Genomic DNA, 19,859 nt, shown 5'->3' on the forward strand with positions numbered 1-19,859 from the left:
GCGTGAGGCATTCGAAAGAGCTGTTGTCGAGCGCAGACGAAGCCTTCCCCATCGAGATTCGATTGCGTAGGCTGAACGCCGGAATCAAAGTCTTTGTCGATTGGAGCGAATGAATGAACGACAGCGTCAAGCCAAGAGGCGAATTGACCTTGCGCACGCTGGCCATGCCCGCCGACGCCAATCCTGCCGGCGACATCTTCGGCGGCTGGGTCATGGCGCAGATGGACTTGGCGAGCGGCATTCGCGCCGCCGAGCGCGCGCGCGGGCGCGTCGTCACCGCCGCCGTCAAGGAAATGGCTTTCGAACTGCCGGTGAAGATCGGCGATACGCTGAGCGTCTATACCTATATCGAACGCGTGGGCCGAACCTCGATCACGCTCATCGTCGAAGCCTGGGCCCATCGCTCGCGTTACGCCAAGCTGGAGAAGGTCACGGCCGGTACGTTCATCATGGTGGCGCTTGATGAGAACGGCGCGCCGAAGCCGGTTCCCGCGGAGAGCTGATGGATGGAGGCTGCGCGGACGCCCGAGGTCTACGTCTATATCAGGACGGTCATGAGCATGGTCATCGGCCTCGCTCTTGCCCAGCTCCTGACACGCCTCGCCGGTTTCGTGCAATCGCCTGGCAAGCACCGCGTCTATCTGGTTCATCTCGGCTGGGTACTATCGATGTTCCTGTTCATCATCCATTTCTGGTGGTGGGAATATCGGCTGCAGTCCGTCGCGGAAATCAATTTCGGCGTCTATCTTTTCCTGATCTGCTTCTGCTGCCTGTTCTACTTCCTCTGCGTGCTGCTGAATCCTCCCTCGATTGAGGATTATGGCGGTTTCGAAGAATATTTCATCTCACGTCGCCGCTGGTTTTTCGGCCTGCTCGCGGTCACCTACGCCGTCGACCTCATCGACACATTATTGAAGGGCGAGACCTATTTCCGGTCGCTCGGCTGGGAGTATCCGACCCGCAACGTCGTTTACATCGTCCTCTGCATTATCGCCGCCATCACCGCCAATCGCCGTTTCCAGGCGGTGTTCGTGTCGATCGGGCTGATCTACCAGATTAGCTGGATTTTTCGGCTGTACGATGTGCTCCCGGGATAGAAGCAACCAGCCATGCAGGGAGCGATACCCATATTTTGCTGCATTCCAAGCATGAGAACGGCAACGGTGCCGACCGGACCGATATCGGTAAAACGACTGCCATCTCCATGCTGTACACCCATTGACCAGAACTATCCCGCATTGTTCAGTGCGGCCGAATATTAGCTTGCGGACGGGAGGGCGCGCTTTTGAAGATCAACAGCTTTGCATTTGGATTGGCGCTCGCTCTTTCGCTCGCTCCCTTTGCCTATGCCGATGATCCCGCGCCAAGCCCCGACGACACGACGATCGCGCTGAAATATTGGGTACAATACGCAAAAGATGGCAATCCGGCCGCCCAATATGGCCTCGGCTATCTCTACGCCAACGGCCAGGGCGTCGAGCATGACGATGCGCAGGCTGTCGATTGGTATCGAAAGGCGGCAGCGCAGGGCAACGCCAAGGCTGAATACGCCCTTGCCTACATGTATTCCAACGGTCGCGGCGCCGACAAGGATCTGGCACAGGCAAATGCCTGGTACCGCAGAGCCGCCGAACAGGGCAATGCAGACGCGCAATATGCCCTCGGCTATTCCCTCGCCAACGGCCGCGGTTTGGATATCGACAACGCACAGGCGGTCGGCTGGTACCAGAAATCCGCCGCGCTCGGCCAACCGCAGGCCCAGTATGCGCTCGGCTACATGTATTCACACGGCATCGGCGTCCGCGAGGACGATACGATGGCGCTCGCCTGGTATCGCAAGTCGGCCGATCAGGGACGCGGCGATGCACAATATGCGCTCGGCTATATGTATGATAACGGCCTTGGCACGGCCGCCGACCTAAGCCAGGCGATAGAGTGGTATCAAAAATCAGCAGATCAGAGCGATTCCCAAGGCGAATATGCGCTCGGCTATGCCTATGCCAACGGCCGAGGCGTCGATCAGGACGATGCCCAGGCCTATTCCTGGTATAGGAAATCCGCCGAGCAGGGCCGCGCGGACGCGCAATACGCGCTTGGTTACGGCTTCGCCAACGGCCTCGGCGTTCCCCAGGACGATAAGCAGGCGCTGCAATGGTACCGCAAATCGGCGGATCAAGGCCGTGCCGATGCGCAATATGCCGTCGGCTACTCCTACGCTAATGGTCAGGGCGTTCCGGTCAATGATGATATCGCGGTCGAATGGTATCGCAAGGCGGCCGACCAGGGAGATGCCCAAGGCGAATACGCTCTCGCCTTCATGCATGCCGGCGGCCGCGGCATCGCCAAGGATTATGGCAAGGCATTGCAATGGTACCGCAAGTCCGCCGATCAGGGCCGTGCCGATGCGCAATATGCACTCGGCTATATGTATGACAACGGTCAGGGCACAGCTTCGGACAAGAACGAGGCGGCGGCCTGGTACCGCAAATCGGCCGACCAGGGCAATTCGGAAGGGCAATATGCCCTTGCCTACCTCTATCACAGCGGCGACGGTGTTCCCAAAGACGACGGCCAGGCCGTCGACCTCTTCCGCAAGGCCGCCGAGCAAGGCGACGCCCGCGCCCAGTATGGCCTGGGATATATGTACTACAATGGCTACGGCGTGGCGAAGGATACCAACCAAGCCTCCGATTGGTTCCACAAGGCAGCAGATCAGGGCCTGCCGGAAGCGCAACATGGCCTGAGCTACATGGCAGCCGATGGGGGCGGTCTGATCAAGGATGTTGGCCCGGAGGGTCAAGAGCCCGTCAAAACGAATGGCCAGAGCGACGAGCCAGGCTGGGTCCTTCTCAAGGTGCTGACGACGCTGTTGCCATAGTCCTATAACTCCTGCGTGCAGCAGCGCCTTGCGCGCTCGCCCGTGGCGTTGTTTAGTATTCACATAAATGAGATCACAGGTTGAGGAGTCTAACGTGCGTTTCAAGAGGGCGGCCATCGGATTGCTTTTTGCGCTGGCATCCATCGGCATCGCGCATGCCGATCGAGGACAGGACGCCTATAACCGAGGCGACTACAAGGCGGCGCTGGACTACTGGCGCCCGCTCGCGAGCAAAGGCGACGCCGCGGCGCAATTGAAACTCGGCGAAATGTACGAGGAAGGCGATGGCGTCGAGAAGGATCTCACCCAGGCGCTCAACTGGTATCGCAAGGCTGCCGATCAGGGCAATGCCGAGGCGCAGTTCAACGTCGGGACGATGTATGACGAGGGCGAAGGTGTCGCAACGGACGACGCCCAGGCCGTCGTCTGGTATCGCAAGGCCGCGGAACAAGGCTATCGCGATGCGCAATACAATCTCGCTTTGATGTACGACAATGGCGAAGGCGCGGCTCAGGACAGAGCGCAAGCTTTTGTCTGGTACAGCAAGGCAGCCAAGCAGGGCGATGCAGATGCACAGTTCAATATCGGCGTCATGTACGACAACGGTGACGGCGTAAACCAGGACAAGGGCGAGGCCGTCGCCTGGTATCGCAAATCCGCCGACCAGGGTAACGCCGACGCGCAATACAATCTTGCCATCATGTACGACGAGGGCGACGGGGTGCCCCGCGACGATGCCCAGGCTTTAGCTTGGTACCGCAAGTCCGCTGACCAGGGAAAAATCGAGGCGGAATACAATCTCGCCGTCATGTATCGCGACGGTGAAGGCGTCCCCAAAAACGGCAATCAAGCCGTCTTTTGGTTCCGCAAGGCGGCCGATCAAGGCGACGCAGAGGCGCAATATAATCTCGGCGCCATGTATGCCGATGGCGACGGAATTGCTGAAGACGACGTTGAGGCCCTTGCCTGGTTCCGCAAGGCGGCGGATCAAAATGACGTCGAAGCTGAGTACAATCTCGGCGTGATGTATCGCGACGGCGAAGGCGTTGCCAAAGACGGTCTCCAGGCCGTCGACTGGTTCGAAAAGGCGGCCGCGCAGAACTATGCCGACGCTGCCTACAACCTCGGCGTCATGTATCGTGACGGCGATGGCGTGCCGGCGAATTGGGCAAAATCCTTCGAATGGTTCCGCAAGGCAAAGACCATGGGTCACAACGACAATGAGCCCGATGACAATGAGGAAAAGCCGCTGCAGAAAAAGACCATCCGGATTTGAAATGACCGGATGAACGAAGTCTCTGCCAGCCTTGCGCTGACAAGCAGCTATGCTTAGGTCTTGCCGGAACGGGAATCATGGATGGGAGATCGCCGGATGCGGCTCAGACAGATAGGCCTCGGACTGACGCTGGCACTTTCGATCGCTTTCCAAGCCCATGCCGAAGACGGGCAAGCCGCCTTTGACAAGGGCGACTATGCCAGCGCCCTCGCCCAATGGCAGCCTTTGGCAATCAAAGGCGATGCAGCGTCGCAGGATGGCCTCGGCAGTCTTTATGCGCTCGGAAAGGGCGTGCCGCAGGACTATACCCAGGCGATCGCGTGGTTCACCAAAGCCGCCAATCAAGGCCTGCCCAAGGCACAATTCCATCTCGGCTACGCTTATCTCCGCGGCGATGGTGTAACCAGAGACCGTAACACGGCGATAGGCTGGTTCCAGAAAGCCGCTGCCCAGGGCTATGCGCCGGCACGGGGTATTCTCGATCAGATGAATTGAGCCGGAGCGCTCGCATCTAGAGCGGTTCAGCGTTTCACGGAATCGCTTTCCCGCTCTATCCCTTTGTTTTGACGCATTCCGGACGGAAAACCGCTGCGCACTTTTCTTGGAAGTGCTCTAGAGCATATCCCCCAAGCTCCAGTGATTGCCCCAGCGGGCGTCGATTTCGTCCTCGACATTCTGATAGCGGATGTCGGTCGAGAGGCGCAGGCGGCCCTTCGGATCGCGATTGGTCGTGGACGCATGGATCATATAGGGGCTGTGCAGCACGATATCGCCGGCCTCGTAGTCGGCAGCGAGCCAGCGCGTCTTGAAGCGCTCCGCCATGTCGGGCAGGTCTTTGGAAACCCAGCCGCCTTCGGTCATGTTCTTGTTGAAGGCGCTGACGCGTTCCTCCGGCGAGAGCGACGCGCTTTTGGCCGCGAACTCCTTCTCCATATCGGTGCCGATCCGGTGCGATCCCTCGAGATAGACGAGGCCGCCCATATCGACCGGGGTGTCGCCGATCGGAATCCAGGCTGTGACGATACGGCTCGTGCCGCCGCGCAGATAGACGAGATCGTAGTGCGCAGGGGTCACGACGCTGGTGTTCGGCCGGGTGAAGCGCATGATCTTGCGCTTGTGCAGATAGGAGATGCCCTGCAGGAATTCGTCCATGAACGAAGCCAGCCGCGGCTGGGTGCAGAAGCCCTCATAGGCCACCGAGCGCACCAAGGCCATTAGCCTCCGGTCGGCCTGCGCCTTGTCAGCCTCCCCCTCCGCAGCGAGGCCGACCATCGGGTCCGAGCCGGGCTGCAGAAGCCCGGTGTCCATCAGATGCGCAAACACCCAGGCGCGGAAATCGAGTACGTCTTGCCGCTTCAGAAATCCCTTGAGCCAGAGATAGCCATGCTGCTGATATTGCTCGCGCAGTGTCGCAATATCAGTCGCGGCGTCGGTCGGTTCGAGATAGCCGAAACGATCCGGCGCCATCGACAAGATCTTGCCGTTCGCCTCCAGCGGCGCCAGCCCCCGCGCCGTTTCATCCAATACCGAACGCAACGAACCCGACATCTCTTCCTCCCGAAACATGCCATTCGCCGGCAGTTCCGCGAAGGCCGAACCGCCAGACGAATCATAGGATGAATGGCGAGCGCTGCCTAGCGGCTTATGCCCGCTTCATCCCCGGAAAATGAAGGAGGCGCCGACGGCGATCAGCGCAAAACCGATGGCGTGGCCCCAGGTCAGATTCTCGCCCAGCCAGAGGACCGAGAAGCCCGAGAACACGATCAGCGTGATCACCTCCTGAATGGTCTTCAACTGCGCCGTCGAATAGTAGCCGGAGCCGATGCGGTTGGCGGGTACGGCCAGGCAATATTCGAAGAAGGCTATAGCCCAACTGCCGAGAACGGCGATCGCGATGGCCGTGCTCTTGTGCTTGAGATGGCCGTACCAGGCGAAGGTCATGAAAATATTGGAAGCAAACAGCATGACGACCGGCCAGATGGCGGCCGGGTTGAGAATAGAGGGCATGGCAAATCCTTTGGGCATAACGAATCGCTCGCACCATGGCCCGGCAGTCCCTGAAAATTCAAGAGCGGAGTGCCGCGCCTAAACGCGGCAGTGAGGTGAATAGGGAAATGGGGCGAATTGGCGGTGGCTGGAAGCGTCGTGCGTTCACAAGAATGTGGGGATTGCTACGTCGGCCGGAGACATGGAAGACTGCGCACATAGTCTCCTGTCCTATCCGCCAAGGAATCGACCTCTGTGATCAAGACATCCGCTGCACTTCCCTCCTCGCTCCCGCCGTCGCTTCGCATGGGATTGTTGGCCGTCGCCTTCGTTCTGCCGCTCTCTCCTCTGCCTATGGCATCCGCGCAAGCCCAAAGCGGGCCTGGCTCCTGCTGGTCGCTGCTGCAGAGCAAGTTCGGTCCGCAGATCGAGAAGTCGGTGAACGAGGCCGACCCTTGCAAGAAACTGCCGGGCGTCGATCACAAGGAGAAATTCGAGGTCAAATCTCTTGATCTCTGCAGCGCAGCCAGTGGCGTGCAGATCAACGCCCGCGCCGATCTCGCCTGCAAATCGCACGGCATCGTCCAGGCAACCGTCAAAGGGCAGTTGGAAGCCTCGGTGACGGTCGACGTCGGGGCCTGCAAGATTACCGATTCACATGTCAGCGTCAGCGGGCCGATCGGCGACCTGATATCCTCCGTTGGCGGAATACAGGAGCTTGCCCGCGGCTTTGCGCAGGCGAAGATTTCCGAGATCTGCGGCAAATAGAGCACTTCCAGGAAAAGTGCGAAGCGGTTTTCTGTCCGGAAAGAGATAGAGCGGGAAAGCGATTCCGTGAAACGCTGAACCGCTCTAGGCTGGAGGCCGGCGGTGATGAGCCGCCGGCCATGCTCCGACGAGGGCGCGGCGATCAGATCGGCATCGCGCTCTGGGGTTCCTCCGTCCCCTTCCCGCCGAAGCGGATACCCTTCTTCTCGAAACCAAACCCGGAGAACAACGCCACGATGACCGCGACGATGATCAACACGATCATCAACGCAAAGGCGTAGTCTCCGTTCCAACGCGCCGCCAGGCCAGCCTGGATCGTTGCATTGCCGGATGCGAGCAGGTTGCCAAGCTGATAGGCGAAACCGGGGAAGGTGCCCCGCACTTCGTCGGGCGACAGTTCGTTGAGATGCACCGGCACGATGCCCCAGGCGCCTTGCACGAAGAACTGCATCAGGAAGGCGCCGATGGCGAGCAGCACTGGCCCAGGCGCATACACCCATAGCGGGGCAATCGGGATTGCCAACGCCGCGGCGATGACGATCGCCCGCCGCCGGCCGATGCGCTGCGACAGGGCTCCGAAGAACAAGCCGCCAATGATCGCGCCGATATTGTAGACGATAGCGATGGCACCGACTGTGTAGCTGCTATATTGCCGCTGCACTTCGAGGAAGGTCGGATAGAGATCCTGCGTGCCGTGGCTGAAGAAATTGAACGCGGTCATCAGAACCACCGCCCACAGGAACAGCGGTAAGTTCTCGCGCAGCACGGTGGCGAACGCCCGTTGCGGCTTTCCCTGCCGCTGCAGGAAAGCCGGCGATTCCTCGACGTTGCGGCGGATATAGAGCACCAGCAGCGCCGGCAGGGCGCCGACCATGAACATGCCGCGCCAGCCGATGATCGGGAACAGCAGGAAGAACACGATCGACGCCAGCAGATAGCCGGAGGGATAGCCGGCCTGCAGAATGCCGGAGATGATGCCGCGCGAGTCTTCGGGCACCGTTTCCATCGTCAGCGATGCGCCGACGCCCCATTCACCGCCCATGGCGATGCCGAAGAGCGCCCGCAATATCAGAAACATCGTCAGCCCGGTCGAAAAGCCGGTGAGGAACTCGAAGATCGAATAAAGCAGCACATCCACCATCAGCGTTATTCGCCGGCCGAAGCGATCGGCGGCTAGCCCGAAGATCAGCGCCCCGATCGGCCGCATGGCAAGCGTCAGGAAGATCGCCACGGAGACCGTCGGAACGTCGGTATGGAACTCATCGGCGATATGTTTGAGAACGAAGACCAATATGAAGAAATCGAAAGCATCCAGCGTCCAGCCGAGATAGGCGGCAATGACGGTGTTGCGTTGCTGTGGAGACAAAGAGCGTAAACTATCCAATGCTGACATCATGGTCCTCCGACCGGATGGCGGCGGCGAGGCGGGCAATTCCGGATGCCGTCGAAGCAAGGGGGGACCCGGCATTTCGCCGGGCAGGTTTGACGCTGCGGCGGGCTTTTCCTCCGGCGCTCACGCAACGAGCCGGCGGATGTCTGGGGCAGCGTCCCGCCAACGTCTCGGCCGCCTTTGGGTTCCATCACATTTTGCGTGATGAGGAGCCGAAAAATCGACGATCCGTTTCCCTTTTGTACTCTTTCCCCCTTCACATCGGCGGTGACTCCCTCCATATTCCGCCCATGGCAAAATCACCGAAAAACTCCCCCGCCCCGACCGGTTTCGAAGAGGCGCCGCAGGCCTCGTTTGAAGGTGCGCCGCTCAGCGGCAGCGTCGCTGATTGGGTCAAGCAGCTCGAAGCGGAGGCCGAGGCCACCAGCGTCGAAAGCCAGCGCGAGATCGCTTCCAAGGCGGGCAAGCATCGGAAGAAGGTCGAGATCGCGGCGTCGAAATCGGCGCGCGGCACCTCCATGGGCGGTTCCACCGACCCCAAAACACGAGCCGCCGCCGGGCTCAATCCGGTGGCCGGCATGGATACGACGCTCGAGGACGCCGTCAATGCCGGCACGGCCGTCACCGCCACGGTCGAGGCACTGTCGGCGCTGATCGAAAGCGGCAATCCGCTGCACAAGAACGGCAAGATCTGGACACCGCACCGCCCTGCCCGGCCGGAAAAATCCGAAGGCGGCATCAGCATCCGCATGGCCTCGGAATACCAGCCGGCCGGCGACCAGCCGACCGCGATCCGCGATCTCGTGGAGGGCCTGGAAAACGGCGACCGCAGCCAGGTGCTGCTCGGCGTCACCGGCTCCGGCAAGACCTTCACCATGGCCAAGGTGATCGAAGCGACGCAGCGCCCGGCCGTCATCCTGGCGCCGAACAAAACGCTGGCGGCGCAGCTCTATTCGGAATTCAAGAACTTCTTCCCGGACAACGCGGTCGAATATTTCGTCTCCTACTACGACTACTACCAGCCGGAAGCCTATGTGCCGCGCTCGGACACCTATATCGAGAAGGAATCCTCGATCAACGAGCAGATCGACCGCATGCGCCACTCGGCGACGCGTTCGCTGCTGGAGCGCGACGACTGCATCATCGTCGCCTCGGTCTCCTGCATCTATGGTATCGGCTCGGTCGAGACCTACACGGCCATGACCTTCCAGATGAATGTCGGCGACCGACTGGACCAGCGCCAGCTCCTGGCCGACCTCGTGGCGCAGCAATACAAGCGCCGCGACATGGATTTCATCCGCGGCTCCTTCCGTGTCCGCGGCGATACGATCGAAATCTTCCCGGCCCACTTGGAGGATGCCGCCTGGCGCATCTCCATGTTCGGCGACGAGATCGACGCCATCACCGAATTCGATCCGCTGACCGGCCAGAAGACCGGCGACCTGAAGTCGGTGAAGATCTACGCCAATTCGCACTATGTCACGCCGCGCCCGACGCTGAACGGCGCCATCAAGTCGATCAAGGAGGAGTTGAGGCTCCGCCTCGCCGAGCTGGAAAAGGCCGGCCGCCTGCTGGAAGCGCAGCGCCTGGAGCAGCGCACGCGCTACGACGTCGAGATGCTGGAAGCCACCGGCTCCTGCCAGGGCATCGAGAACTATTCGCGCTACCTCACCGGCCGCAACCCCGGCGAGCCGCCGCCGACGCTGTTCGAATACATCCCCGACAACGCCATTATCTTCATCGACGAAAGCCACGTCACCGTGCCGCAGATCGGCGGCATGTATCGCGGCGACTTCCGGCGCAAGGCGACACTGGCCGAATACGGCTTCCGCCTGCCCTCCTGCATGGACAACCGGCCGCTGCGCTTCGAGGAATGGGACGCCATGCGCCCCGACACGATCGCCGTGTCTGCAACGCCGGGCGGCTGGGAAATGGAGCAATCCGGCGGTGTCTTCGCCGAGCAGGTCATCCGCCCGACCGGCCTGATCGACCCGCCGGTGGAGGTCCGCTCCGCCCGCACGCAGGTCGACGACGTGCTCGGCGAAATCCGCGAGACCGCCGCCAAGGGCTACCGCACCCTCTGCACCGTGCTGACCAAGCGCATGGCCGAGGACCTGACCGAATATCTGCATGAACAGGGCGTGCGCGTCCGCTACATGCACTCCGACATCGACACGCTGGAGCGCATTGAGATCATCCGCGATCTTCGCTTGGGTGCTTTCGACGTGCTCGTCGGCATCAACCTGCTGCGCGAAGGTCTCGACATCCCCGAATGCGGCTTCGTCGCGATCCTCGATGCCGACAAGGAAGGCTTCCTGCGCTCGGAAACCTCGCTGATCCAGACGATCGGCCGCGCGGCGCGCAACGTCGACGGCAAGGTCATCCTCTATGCCGACAATGTCACCGGCTCGATGCACCGCGCAATGGAGGAAACCAGCCGCCGCCGCGAAAAGCAGATGGTCTATAACGAGGAAAACGGCATCACGCCGGAATCCGTGAAGGCGAAAATCTCCGATATTCTCGACAGCGTCTACGAGAAGGACCACGTCCGCGCTGACATCGGCGGCGTCTCCGGCAAGGGCTTTGCCGATGGCGGCCACCTCGTCGGCAACAACCTGCAGACCCACCTCAACGCGCTGGAAAAAGCCATGCGCGACGCCGCCGCCGACCTCGACTTCGAAAAGGCCGCGCGACTGCGCGACGAAATCAAACGCCTCAAGGCCGCCGAACTCGCCGTCATGGACGACCCGATGGCGCGCGAAGAGGCGAAGAGCATCGAAGGCGGCAAAAGCGGCCGCCCCAATCCTTCGAGGCTCCGGTCTTCAACCTCCGCACCTCAGGATGAGGACGGAGCGAGCGCCGCATCCGGAGGCAGCCCTCATGGTGAGGCGGGAGTGCAACGACCCTCGAACCATCCTGGCGAAACCGGCGCGAGGGCCTCAACAGGTAGCCCTCATGGTGAGGAGGCCCGCAGGGCCGTCTCGAACCACGAGGGCGGGTCACAGCGCTCCTACTTCGCCAAGCCCAACCTCGACGAAATGGGGCCCGGCAGCGACGCCGGCACGCCCCTCTTCCGCAAAAATACGCTCGACGAGATGACCGTCGGCAGGACGGAGAAGCCTGTACTCGGCAAGATGCCGGACAAGCCGATCATTCGGGCAAAGCCGGGCGTCGGGTCCTATGAGGATGCGGTGGATGAGAAGCAGCGGAAGGGTCGCACCAAAGGGAAGACCGGGCGGCCTGGGAAGTAGGCGGCTTCAGTTTTCCAGTCGCAACTTGCCCGCAGCACGGAAATCCTGGGCGCATTGCTGGCGTTAATGCTCGTTAGCTGGCTGTTGATGGAAGCCCGCAATCCTCAAACTCTTACAGAAACGGAACTCGCCCCATGACCATGGACGTCACGATCTATCACAACCCGGCGTGCGGCACGTCGCGCAATACGCTGGCGATGATCCGGAATGCGGGCATCGAACCGACTGTCATCGACTATCTGAAAAATCCGCCGACCCGCGAACAGCTCGTCAAGATGATTGCGGATGCGGGTTTGAGTGTCCGCGAGGCAATTCGCGAGAAGGGCACGCCCTACGCCGAACTCGGCCTCGACGATCCGGGCCTGACCGACGATCAGTTGCTCGATGCCATGTTGAAGGACTCGATCCTGATCAACCGCCCATTTGTCATCACGCCGATCGGTACCCGTCTTTCCCGGCCTTCCGAGATCGTTCTGGATATCCTGCCCGACACCCACAAAGGCGCCTTCACCAAGGAGGACGGCGAGCAGGTTCTCGATGCCCAGGGCAAACGCCTTATCTGAACGTGTGCCGCTTCCTGTCGCGCTGCCCGTCGACGCCGATACGCCCTCTTCCGCAAGAACACGCTGGACGAAATGACCGTCGACAGGGCGGAGAAGCCGGTGCTCGGCAAGGTGCCGGACAAGCCGATTATCCCAGCGAAGCCGTGTGTCGGGTCCTATGAGGATGCGGTGGCTGAGAAGTAAAGGACGGGGTGGACGAAGGGGAGACGGGGCGGCCTGGAAGGTGATTATCGTCCGAACTCAACGAGCTATCCCTTCCAGAACCTCTCTAAAATTTGGTTCACGCCAGCCTCGTCTTATGATCTCCTGAACAGACGCTAAAAGGATACGAAAACCAAAATCAGCAGTATCTATGAATCGAGAAGTCATTTCATCAACCGACTTGTCTAGCATTTCATTTTGCAGGGGATGAATTACCTCAAGGCCGCCATGCACAAAAGCACTTCGTATGTCATACAACTCACGCATCTTTTTCTTTAAAATTTTGAACTCCGCCTCACTGAGGTCTAACAAGAGCTGAATTCTCGAAACAAGTGTTCTAAAATTTTCGCCGATCTTGGTATCAAAAAGCGTCTCCAGTCCGTAGAATATCCAAATCACGTTTGTTGGTGAGATGCCTGCTTTACACAAATGAAGCATTGCAAAAACAACTCTTTCCATTCTGTTTTTTGGCAGCAACTTCATTTCCGATCTGATGGAATAAAACCACACGATCACTTCACTTAAATTCAGAAAACCTACCTTTGGCCAGCTATCGCTTCTGGCATCCAATATCGAACTCTCGAAGAGAACATTTGACAAATTTATTTGCTCAGCAAATCGGTCTTCCGGCTGGATAATTTTTGTGCCGTAGAAGTTGCAAGCTCCGGGCGCGGCCAAGTTCACAATAAGAAAGAAATCGTGCAGAAAATACTCGGAAATAGCCACCAACGATGGTGTTTTGGAGAGACGGTCACCATTAAGCTGAAATAAAAATGTGACCTCTACGGAAGCCAATGAAAATTGATGAGCAATCTCAGAAGCTTCTGGCGTACCTTTTACTTTCTCCAATCGTTGCATTACATCAAAATCGTTTTGAAGTCGTGCAATAACTGGACCCCAGTCAACGCTGAGATTGACGGTACAATCACCACAATTGAATTCCCTCTGATCAAGCATTGATCTTGCAGATTGCCAGCAAGCAATGCGGGAGGCGTCTGTTCGCTCCCAATCATCATCAGCAAAGTTCGTAGTCAAATGATGACCAAGATCGATTCTTACTCGGTGGAAAGAAGGCCTAAAGTTAGCTATCTCTGCGGCAGTGGTCATCCGGCATCCTACCAATATTACTCATCGAACGTTTCGCGTGATTATTACGTCCGCGCTTACAAATTCACCATCTCAGCGTCTAAAATTCCTCCCCGTACCCTGGCCGTTCAACGCTCGGCGATTGCTCAGGCCGACTTGTTCTCCTTTTGACCACGCGGACGCACGTTCCATTCTCTGCTATAGTCTCAAACCACCAAAACACCTCCAAAGCCACGGCCAAACCTGATCGGTAGCTGAAGCGCAGGTGCCATATGACTGACGTTCAGGAACGGCTCCTTGAAAGCAAGATCGCTGAGATCGAGCAGGCCCGGCCCTGGAGTCCGCGGGTCATCTCCAAATTCGAAACGCTGATCCGCAGCGGCGACGACTTGTCTCTTTTCCGCGTCAATCCCCTCGCCTTCGCTCGCGACCGCGCCATCGCGGTGGCGGAAAGCATTGATCTGTTTCTCCATGCGACCCGAAGCGGATTGTTCGAAATGAGCTGGGATGTGGTGTGTCCCCAATCCGGCATGGTGCTCGACAGTTTCGGTGCCTTGCGGACGTTGAAGACCCACTATGTCTGCGGCCTCTGCGATGTCAGCGGCGAAACCAACCTCGACGATTTCATCGAGGTTACCTTCACGGTGTCGCCGCACCTCCGCCGGCTGACGTTTCATGATCCCGCCTCGCTGTCGGTCGAGGATTTTCATTGGAAGGCGCGATTCCTGAGCGACGCGCGGATGCCCGGCCAACAGGTCCGCTTTCTCGACGTCCTGCAGGGTCTGGTTCGCGGCCTCTCCTTCCTGCCGCCGGGCTCGATCACAACGTTAAGGGCGGAGCTCGGTCCCGGCGCCCTGGCGGGCATCAATGTCCAGACGCAGGCGAGTTTCGCGCTGCCGGTCGCAGGCGAGCCCGTGACAGTGCCGACGCACCTGCGGATCGGATATGACGGGCAGCGCTTTTCCGCTTCGCTGCCGGCGGTGCCGCCGGGTCCTGTCATCATCGACGTGCAGAATTCCGGCGCCTCACGCGGCTCGCTGCTGCTGATCAATTGGCCACCTGAAATCCTGGCGCAGACGGTCAAGCCGGCTCTCGACTTCGATCCCTACATGTCGGGCGGCATGCTGCTGGCCCGACAGACGTTTCGGCGCCTATTCCGATCGGAAAATGTCGATGAGAAGGAAGGTCTGGGTATCCGTCAGGTGACCCTGCTGTTCACGGATCTCAAGGGATCGACCGCCATGTATGAGCGGCTCGGCGATCTCAATGCCTATGCGCTGGTTCGCGAGCATTTCGCATTGCTCGGCGCGACGGTGCAGGAGCATTCGGGCGCGATCGTCAAGACGATCGGCGACGCCGTGATGGCTGCTTTCTCCCGCCCGGCGGATGCCGTCTCGGCCGCGCTGCACATTCTGGGGGTCATCGAGCGCTACAATGCTCAGCATGGCGACCCTAGCCTCATCCTGAAGATCGGAGCCCATTGCGGCCCCTCGATCGCCGTGAGTTTGAACGAAAACCTCGATTATTTCGGCCAGACGGTCAATGTTGCCGCACGCGTCCAGTCGCTGGCGGGCGCGGGAGAGATTTGCATTTCCGAAGCACTGTTTTCGGCGCCGGGCGTCAGCCAACTTCTCGCCGGCCAAAGATTGGTTGCCTTCGAGGCTCCTCTCCGGGGCGTCGAGGGAACTGCCTGCGTGTATCGGGTGATGCCCAATTAGACATCGCAGAGGCCATCACGTTCGCCTGCCCCACTCCCCCTCAGATGCGCAGACTCTCATCCAACCAGACCCGGAAACCGCCGCGAAAGGCATTGTCGTTGCTGCCGCGTCGGCATTTCGGGGGCAGTTCCTTGAGCTTTTCGACATTGCCGCCGCCGATGACGATGTAGTTTGGCAGCAGGGCCTTGTCCAAGCGCTCGACGACGTCGAAGACTGATTTTCGCCATTTGCCCTTGCCCCGACGCTCTAGGCCGCGTTCGCCGACATAGTCCTCGAAGGTCGCCTTGCGGTAGGGCATATGCGCCAGTTCCAGGGGCATGCAGACGCTCTCGGCAATCATGGCCGAGCCAAGGCCGGTACCAAGGCCGAGGAAGAGCATGCGGCCCGCCTCGTAGCTGCCGATCGCCTGCATCAGCGCGTCGTTGACCATCCGCACGGGCTTGCCGAGGGCTGTTTCGAAATCGAAATCCTTCCATCCCGGCCCGAGGTTGAACGGATCGGCGGCGGCGCGGTGGGCGATCACGGGTCCGGGGTATCCCATGGTGACGAGGTCATAGTGCCAGTCGGCCGTGAGGTCGCGCAGCGCCTCCACCATCTTGGCCGCCGTCAGTTTGGCCCCCGATTCGACCGCGCGTCGCTCGCTGCCGCTGCTGAGTTCCACCTTCACATGCGACCCGCCGATATCGACGGCAAGCACAATGCGGCTCGCCGGCGCGGCATGCGCCTTCGGCTTGCTATGGCTGCGTGTCTGCTCCGCTGCGGGTGCTTCCGTCATGTCATCCATGTCTAGCGCTCCTCTCCGGGCCATGCCCTCGATCGTTCTCCCGCCCCTATCGGGCGCAAGTTCGGCGCCGGCTGTCAAGCCCAGGCGTATTGCGGATCGCTCAATTTCAATCCAGGATGGCCCGCCGAAGAGGAGCGCATACGACGGAGGATCGACACTTGGCCTTTCCGACACTGCCACCCGGTTCCATAGTCCCGCCCGGTGCCCCGGGCATCGAGCCCCGCTGGACCTCGAGCGATAAGAGTGCGGTCGGCACTGCCGTCAGCACGGCGAGCAGCGTCTGGTTCACGGCGAGCCACGGCATCCTCAACGAGATCTACGCGCCGCGGCTCGATATGGCCTGCGTCCGTGATTTCGGTTTCATCGTGACGGCTGACGGCTATTTTTCCGAGGAGAAGCGCGACGCCGATCATCGCGTGCAGGCAATCGAGGACGGCGTCCCGGCGTTTCGCCTCGTCAACACTGCTCGCGACGGTCGTTATCGCATCACCAAGACCATATTTTCGGACCCAGAGCGTGAAGTGGTGCTGCAGAATGTCCACTTTCAGGCGCTCATCGGCCAGCTCTCCGACTATCGGCTGCATGCCCTCGTGGCGCCGCATCTGGTCAATGGCGGCTCGGATAACACCGGCTGGTACGCCGATTTCAAAGGCAGGCCGATGCTCTTTGCCGAGGGTTCCGGCCGGGTGCTCGCGGTCGCCGCCTCGGTGCCCTGGCTGGCGCGTTCGGTCGGCTATGTCGGCTTCTCCGATGGCTGGCAGATGCTGTCGCGCGGCGAGAGCCTGAAGGAGGAGTACCGCTGCGCCACCAGCGGCAACATCGCGCTGTCGGGGACGCTCGATATCCAGGCAAACGAGGGGCGCGCGCTGATCGCCATCGGCTTCGGTACGCAGCCGGAGGAAGCCGCCTTTCGTGCCGTCCTCAGCCTGGACCAGGGCGTCAAGCCGGCGCTGAAGCATTATCGCAGCGGCTGGCGAGAATGGCAGGCAAGCCTGCTTGCCCTCGATGAGCCCCATGATCCCAACCAGCTAAACCGATACCGCGTCAGTACCGGCGTGCTCGCCACCCACCGCGACGATGCCTCCGGTGCCATCATCGCCAGCCTCTCCATCCCGTGGGGGTTCAACAAGAGCGACGATGATCTCGGCGGCTATCACCTGGTCTGGACACGCGATCTCGTGGAAACCGCCGGCGCGCTGCTTGCCGCCGGCGCCAAGGCCGATGCACGCTCCGTGCTCGACTATCTCGCGGCGATTCAGGAGGCGGACGGCCATTGGGTGCAGAACGCCTGGCTCGACGGCCGGCCCTACTGGTACGGCATCCAGATGGACGAGACGGCCTTTCCCATCCTGCTCTACGACATGCTGCTGCGCGCCGGCGCGATCGACGCCTCGGAGAGCGGCCGGTACCTACCGATGATCGAGGCCGCCGCGGCCTATATCGTCAAAAACGGTCCCGCCACCCAGCAAGATCGCTGGGAAGAGGACGCCGGCTACTCGCCCTTCACGCTCGCCGTCGAGATCGCCGGGCTTCTCGCGGCCGCCGATGCGGTGGAAGCGGCCGGCCGGCTGGCGGCAGCGCAATATCTGCGCGAGGTGGCCGACGGCTGGAACGAGCGCATCGAGGAATGGACCTACGCCACCGATACGGACCTGTCGCGCAGCCTCGGCATCGAGGGCTATTATGTGCGCATCGCATCGGCCACGGACGGCAGCTCGTCACTGAGGCGTGACTTCATCCCGATCCGCAATCGCGACGACGGGAATGAAGTCGTGGAGGCGGACTTGCTTCTCAGCCCGGACGCGCTGGCACTGGTGCGCTTCGGCCTCCGGGCCGCCGACGATCCACGCATCGTCGGCACCGTCGCGGCGATCGATTCGGAATTGCGGCGCGAGCTTCCCGCCGGCCCCTACTGGTACCGCTACAATGACGACGGCTATGGCGAGCGCACCGGCGGCGCGCCCTTCGCCGGCAGCGGTATCGGGAGACTCTGGCCGCTGCTGACCGGCGAGCGCGCCCATTATGAACTCTCCGCCGGGCGACCGGATGAGGCGCGACGCCTGCTGGCAGCCCTGGAGGCCTCGGCAAGCGAGGGCGGGCTCCTGCCCGAACAGATCTGGGACAGCGCAGACGTGCCGGAACGTGAACTGTTCCTCGGTCGCCCCTCCGGCAGCGCCATGCCGCTCGTCTGGGCCCATGCGGAACACATCAAGCTGCTGCGCTCGATCCGCGACGGTGTGATCTTCGACATGCCACCGCAAACCTTTGCCCGCTACGTCGCCACAAAGCCGGCCCCCGCGCCCTTCGCCTGGCGCCCGACCAACAAGCGCGCTCAAATGCCGGCAGGCCGCGCCCTGCGCATCGAACTGCCCGGGTCCGCCCTGGTGCACTGGTCCACCGACGGCTGGGCAAACTTCACCGACACCCCGTCTCGCGACGCCGGCTTTGGCACCTACGTCTGTGACCTGCCGACGAAGACGCTCGGCCCCAGCACTGTCGTTTTTACGATCTTCTGGACGGATACGCAGCGGTGGGAAGGCACGGATTTCAAGATCGAAGTAGTTTGAGACCGGCCCCGCGTGCGCAAAGCTGCGGCGCAATTCGCGAACATGCCGCCACAAGGGATTGTCGCCGACAGGCGCGAGCCCGTTGATCGTTTGACAACACCGCTTATTCCGGCCAATGGAAGCCATCCCAATTTCCCGACCGGTGTCCTCATGTTGCCTTTGCACTCCCTTGGCGAGCGCGTTGTCGTTGTCGGCCCTTCTAATGCTGGGAAGTCAACATTGGCCGTCGCCCTCGCTAAAAAGCTTGGTTTTCCGGCCGTGCATCTCGATCAACTTCATCATCTGCCCCATACGGATTGGCAGCCGCGCCCGGAAGCAGAGTTTGCCGCGCTGCACGATGCGGCAATTCTTGGCGAGCAGTGGGTTATGGAAGGCAACTATTCGCGCCTGATGCCGCAGCGTCTGGCCCGCGCTACCGGCGCCATTCTCATAACGTCAAATCACTGGCTACGCTTTTCCCGCTATCTCAAGCGCACGCTGATCAACCGCTCGGACCGTGCGGGACATCTCGAAGGTGCCCAGGACAGCATCAAATGGGAAATGATTCACTGGATCCTTGTGAAAACCCGCAACAGCGGCGTCAAATACGCAAAAATTCTCCAAGAATCCGGCCTGCCGGTTGTCGAATGCCACTCAGCGGAGGCGCTCAACAACCTCTATCGGGTTTGGGATTTGCCAGCGCGGCGATAGCTCTGTCGTTATTTAAGTGACTCGTCGCAAATAAATTGTCCTCGAAGCGACGCCATTAATCGGTATCCGGGTAATTTTCGCCTCATCGTAGTATCAAAGTGAAACAATGACGCCCCTCGCCGGCACATGCATCACCTCTCCAACCCCTTGAAATCTCCCCCCTATCCGGGCTCATTCCCGCTTTGCCCCAATATTGCCCCTTGCCTTTTGTCGTAAATCCTGTCACCCATATGCGCGCTCGGGCATTTGCATGCCGGTGACTGGACTGATTTGGCAATGCCGACTACGCGAGGCAGCCTACAGAGGTTTATCCTCTGCGTAGACGTTCTTTCCCCGTACGTGAACTTCTCGACTGGCTTTCGCATGGCGCGGAGGCAAAGCCGTCCGGGAAGGTTTCCCGGACAGAATATTCAGACTGAAGGGAAAAGGACTATCCCAATGGCCACCAAGGGCATCGTAAAATTCTTCAACCAGGACAAGGGTTTTGGTTTCATCACCCCGGACGGCGGCGCTAAGGACGTATTCGTCCATATTTCCGCTCTCCAGGCTTCCGGCATCCAGTCGCTCCGCGAAGGCCAGCAGGTCACCTTCGACACCGAGCCGGATCGCATGGGCAAGGGCCCGAAGGCTGTCAACATCAAGGCTTCCTAAGTCTTAGTTGATTACCTGGATAAGGTTTCGAACGGCGCGGTGAAAACCGC

Annotated in this window: 17 protein-coding genes and 1 pseudogene; 13 read left to right on the forward strand and 5 right to left on the reverse strand. The window is 60.5% G+C overall.

Annotated elements, in window-relative coordinates; all coding sequences use genetic code 11:
• Positions 1–113: 113 nt before the first annotated feature.
• From C9E91_RS10900 to C9E91_RS10920, 5 genes are all read left to right on the forward strand, one after another.
• A complete protein-coding gene (locus C9E91_RS10900) occupies positions 114–503 on the forward strand; it encodes an acyl-CoA thioesterase (RefSeq protein ID WP_107108303.1) in 390 nt (129 codons plus the stop codon).
• Positions 504–506: 3 nt separating this feature from the next.
• Positions 507–1,097 carry a hypothetical protein gene (locus tag C9E91_RS10905; protein WP_107108304.1) on the forward strand — a complete coding sequence of 197 codons (591 nt, stop codon included), beginning with the start codon at positions 507–509 and terminating at the stop codon, positions 1,095–1,097.
• A 188-nt stretch (positions 1,098–1,285) separates the two neighbouring features.
• Positions 1,286–2,878: an SEL1-like repeat protein gene (locus C9E91_RS10910; protein ID WP_107108305.1), complete on the forward strand. Its 1,593-nt coding sequence runs from the start codon at positions 1,286–1,288 to the stop codon at positions 2,876–2,878.
• Between the two features lie 94 nt (positions 2,879–2,972).
• Positions 2,973–4,154: an SEL1-like repeat protein gene (locus tag C9E91_RS10915; protein ID WP_107108306.1), complete on the forward strand. Its 1,182-nt coding sequence runs from the start codon at positions 2,973–2,975 to the stop codon at positions 4,152–4,154.
• Between the two features lie 96 nt (positions 4,155–4,250).
• Positions 4,251–4,649 carry a tetratricopeptide repeat protein gene (locus C9E91_RS10920; protein WP_107108307.1) on the forward strand — a complete coding sequence of 133 codons (399 nt, stop codon included), beginning with the start codon at positions 4,251–4,253 and terminating at the stop codon, positions 4,647–4,649.
• Positions 4,650–4,766: 117 nt separating this feature from the next.
• Here C9E91_RS10920 and C9E91_RS10925 read toward each other — a convergent pair whose 3' ends face one another.
• Together C9E91_RS10925 and C9E91_RS10930 are read right to left on the reverse strand one after the other, a co-directional pair.
• Positions 4,767–5,702 (reverse strand): phytanoyl-CoA dioxygenase family protein, encoded by a 936-nt coding sequence (locus C9E91_RS10925; RefSeq protein ID WP_107108540.1) that lies wholly within the window; start codon positions 5,700–5,702, stop codon positions 4,767–4,769.
• Positions 5,703–5,807: 105 nt separating this feature from the next.
• Positions 5,808–6,161, reverse strand: a complete 354-nt coding sequence (locus tag C9E91_RS10930; protein WP_107108308.1) for a DMT family protein — start codon at positions 6,159–6,161, stop codon at positions 5,808–5,810.
• 234 nt (positions 6,162–6,395) lie between these two features.
• On the opposite strand from C9E91_RS10930, the gene C9E91_RS10935 reads away from it, so the two are divergent.
• Positions 6,396–6,908 (forward strand): hypothetical protein, encoded by a 513-nt coding sequence (locus C9E91_RS10935; RefSeq protein ID WP_107108309.1) that lies wholly within the window; start codon positions 6,396–6,398, stop codon positions 6,906–6,908.
• A gap of 142 nt (positions 6,909–7,050) precedes the next feature.
• Here the strand turns inward: C9E91_RS10935 and C9E91_RS10940 are convergent, their stop codons facing one another.
• On the reverse strand, positions 7,051–8,301 hold the full coding sequence (locus C9E91_RS10940) for an MFS transporter (RefSeq protein ID WP_107108310.1): 1,251 nt from the start codon (positions 8,299–8,301) through the stop codon (positions 7,051–7,053).
• A 287-nt stretch (positions 8,302–8,588) separates the two neighbouring features.
• Here C9E91_RS10940 and uvrB point away from each other — a divergent pair, with 287 nt between their 5' ends.
• From uvrB to C9E91_RS20155, 3 genes and pseudogenes are all read left to right on the forward strand, one after another.
• Positions 8,589–11,549 carry an excinuclease ABC subunit UvrB gene (uvrB, locus tag C9E91_RS10945; RefSeq protein ID WP_107108311.1) on the forward strand — a complete coding sequence of 987 codons (2,961 nt, stop codon included), beginning with the start codon at positions 8,589–8,591 and terminating at the stop codon, positions 11,547–11,549.
• A 134-nt stretch (positions 11,550–11,683) separates the two neighbouring features.
• Positions 11,684–12,112 (forward strand): arsenate reductase (glutaredoxin), encoded by a 429-nt coding sequence (gene arsC, locus C9E91_RS10955; RefSeq protein ID WP_181316063.1) that lies wholly within the window; start codon positions 11,684–11,686, stop codon positions 12,110–12,112.
• A 42-nt stretch (positions 12,113–12,154) separates the two neighbouring features.
• Positions 12,155–12,339, forward strand: a pseudogene (locus C9E91_RS20155) (hypothetical protein); the annotation flags it as partial.
• A gap of 13 nt (positions 12,340–12,352) precedes the next feature.
• Here C9E91_RS20155 and C9E91_RS10960 read toward each other — a convergent pair.
• Positions 12,353–13,420 carry a HEPN domain-containing protein gene (locus C9E91_RS10960; protein WP_146143994.1) on the reverse strand — a complete coding sequence of 356 codons (1,068 nt, stop codon included), beginning with the start codon at positions 13,418–13,420 and terminating at the stop codon, positions 12,353–12,355.
• A gap of 251 nt (positions 13,421–13,671) precedes the next feature.
• Between C9E91_RS10960 and C9E91_RS10965 the strand changes: the two genes are divergently transcribed.
• A complete protein-coding gene (locus tag C9E91_RS10965) occupies positions 13,672–15,117 on the forward strand; it encodes an adenylate/guanylate cyclase domain-containing protein (RefSeq protein WP_107108313.1) in 1,446 nt (481 codons plus the stop codon).
• A gap of 40 nt (positions 15,118–15,157) precedes the next feature.
• Here the strand turns inward: C9E91_RS10965 and C9E91_RS10970 are convergent, their stop codons facing one another.
• Positions 15,158–15,901: an ROK family protein gene (locus C9E91_RS10970; protein WP_414124031.1), complete on the reverse strand. Its 744-nt coding sequence runs from the start codon at positions 15,899–15,901 to the stop codon at positions 15,158–15,160.
• A gap of 158 nt (positions 15,902–16,059) precedes the next feature.
• Between C9E91_RS10970 and C9E91_RS10975 the strand changes: the two genes are divergently transcribed.
• From C9E91_RS10975 to C9E91_RS10985, 3 genes are all read left to right on the forward strand, one after another.
• Complete coding sequence (locus tag C9E91_RS10975) at positions 16,060–18,468, forward strand: glucan 1,4-alpha-glucosidase (protein ID WP_107108314.1); 2,409 nt, start codon at positions 16,060–16,062, stop codon at positions 18,466–18,468.
• A 150-nt stretch (positions 18,469–18,618) separates the two neighbouring features.
• Positions 18,619–19,158 carry a P-loop NTPase family protein gene (locus C9E91_RS10980; RefSeq protein ID WP_107108543.1) on the forward strand — a complete coding sequence of 180 codons (540 nt, stop codon included), beginning with the start codon at positions 18,619–18,621 and terminating at the stop codon, positions 19,156–19,158.
• Positions 19,159–19,596: 438 nt separating this feature from the next.
• Positions 19,597–19,809, forward strand: a complete 213-nt coding sequence (locus tag C9E91_RS10985; RefSeq protein ID WP_028752932.1) for a cold-shock protein — start codon at positions 19,597–19,599, stop codon at positions 19,807–19,809.
• Positions 19,810–19,859: the final 50 nt, after the last annotated feature.

This window comes from Rhizobium sp. SEMIA4064, assembly GCF_003025035.1.
GTDB lineage: Bacteria > Pseudomonadota > Alphaproteobacteria > Rhizobiales > Rhizobiaceae > Rhizobium > Rhizobium paranaense.

Bases quoted from the DNA above. Each gene is read 5' to 3' on its own strand.
- C9E91_RS10900 (WP_107108303.1), top strand. From the start codon at position 114: ATGAACGACAGCGTCAAGCCAAGAGGCGAATTGACCTTGCGCACGCTG.
- C9E91_RS10905 (WP_107108304.1), top strand. From the start codon at position 507: ATGGAGGCTGCGCGGACGCCCGAGGTCTACGTCTATATCAGGACGGTC.
- C9E91_RS10920 (WP_107108307.1), top strand. From the start codon at position 4,251: ATGCGGCTCAGACAGATAGGCCTCGGACTGACGCTGGCACTTTCGATC.
- C9E91_RS10925 (WP_107108540.1), bottom strand. From the start codon at position 5,702: ATGTCGGGTTCGTTGCGTTCGGTATTGGATGAAACGGCGCGGGGGCTG.
- C9E91_RS10930 (WP_107108308.1), bottom strand. From the start codon at position 6,161: ATGCCCTCTATTCTCAACCCGGCCGCCATCTGGCCGGTCGTCATGCTG.
- C9E91_RS10940 (WP_107108310.1), bottom strand. From the start codon at position 8,301: ATGTCAGCATTGGATAGTTTACGCTCTTTGTCTCCACAGCAACGCAAC.
- uvrB (WP_107108311.1), top strand. From the start codon at position 8,589: ATGGCAAAATCACCGAAAAACTCCCCCGCCCCGACCGGTTTCGAAGAG.
- arsC (WP_181316063.1), top strand. From the start codon at position 11,684: ATGACCATGGACGTCACGATCTATCACAACCCGGCGTGCGGCACGTCG.
- C9E91_RS10960 (WP_146143994.1), bottom strand. From the start codon at position 13,420: ATGACCACTGCCGCAGAGATAGCTAACTTTAGGCCTTCTTTCCACCGA.
- C9E91_RS10965 (WP_107108313.1), top strand. From the start codon at position 13,672: ATGACTGACGTTCAGGAACGGCTCCTTGAAAGCAAGATCGCTGAGATC.
- C9E91_RS10970 (WP_414124031.1), bottom strand. From the start codon at position 15,901: ATGGATGACATGACGGAAGCACCCGCAGCGGAGCAGACACGCAGCCAT.
- C9E91_RS10980 (WP_107108543.1), top strand. From the start codon at position 18,619: ATGTTGCCTTTGCACTCCCTTGGCGAGCGCGTTGTCGTTGTCGGCCCT.
- C9E91_RS10985 (WP_028752932.1), top strand. From the start codon at position 19,597: ATGGCCACCAAGGGCATCGTAAAATTCTTCAACCAGGACAAGGGTTTT.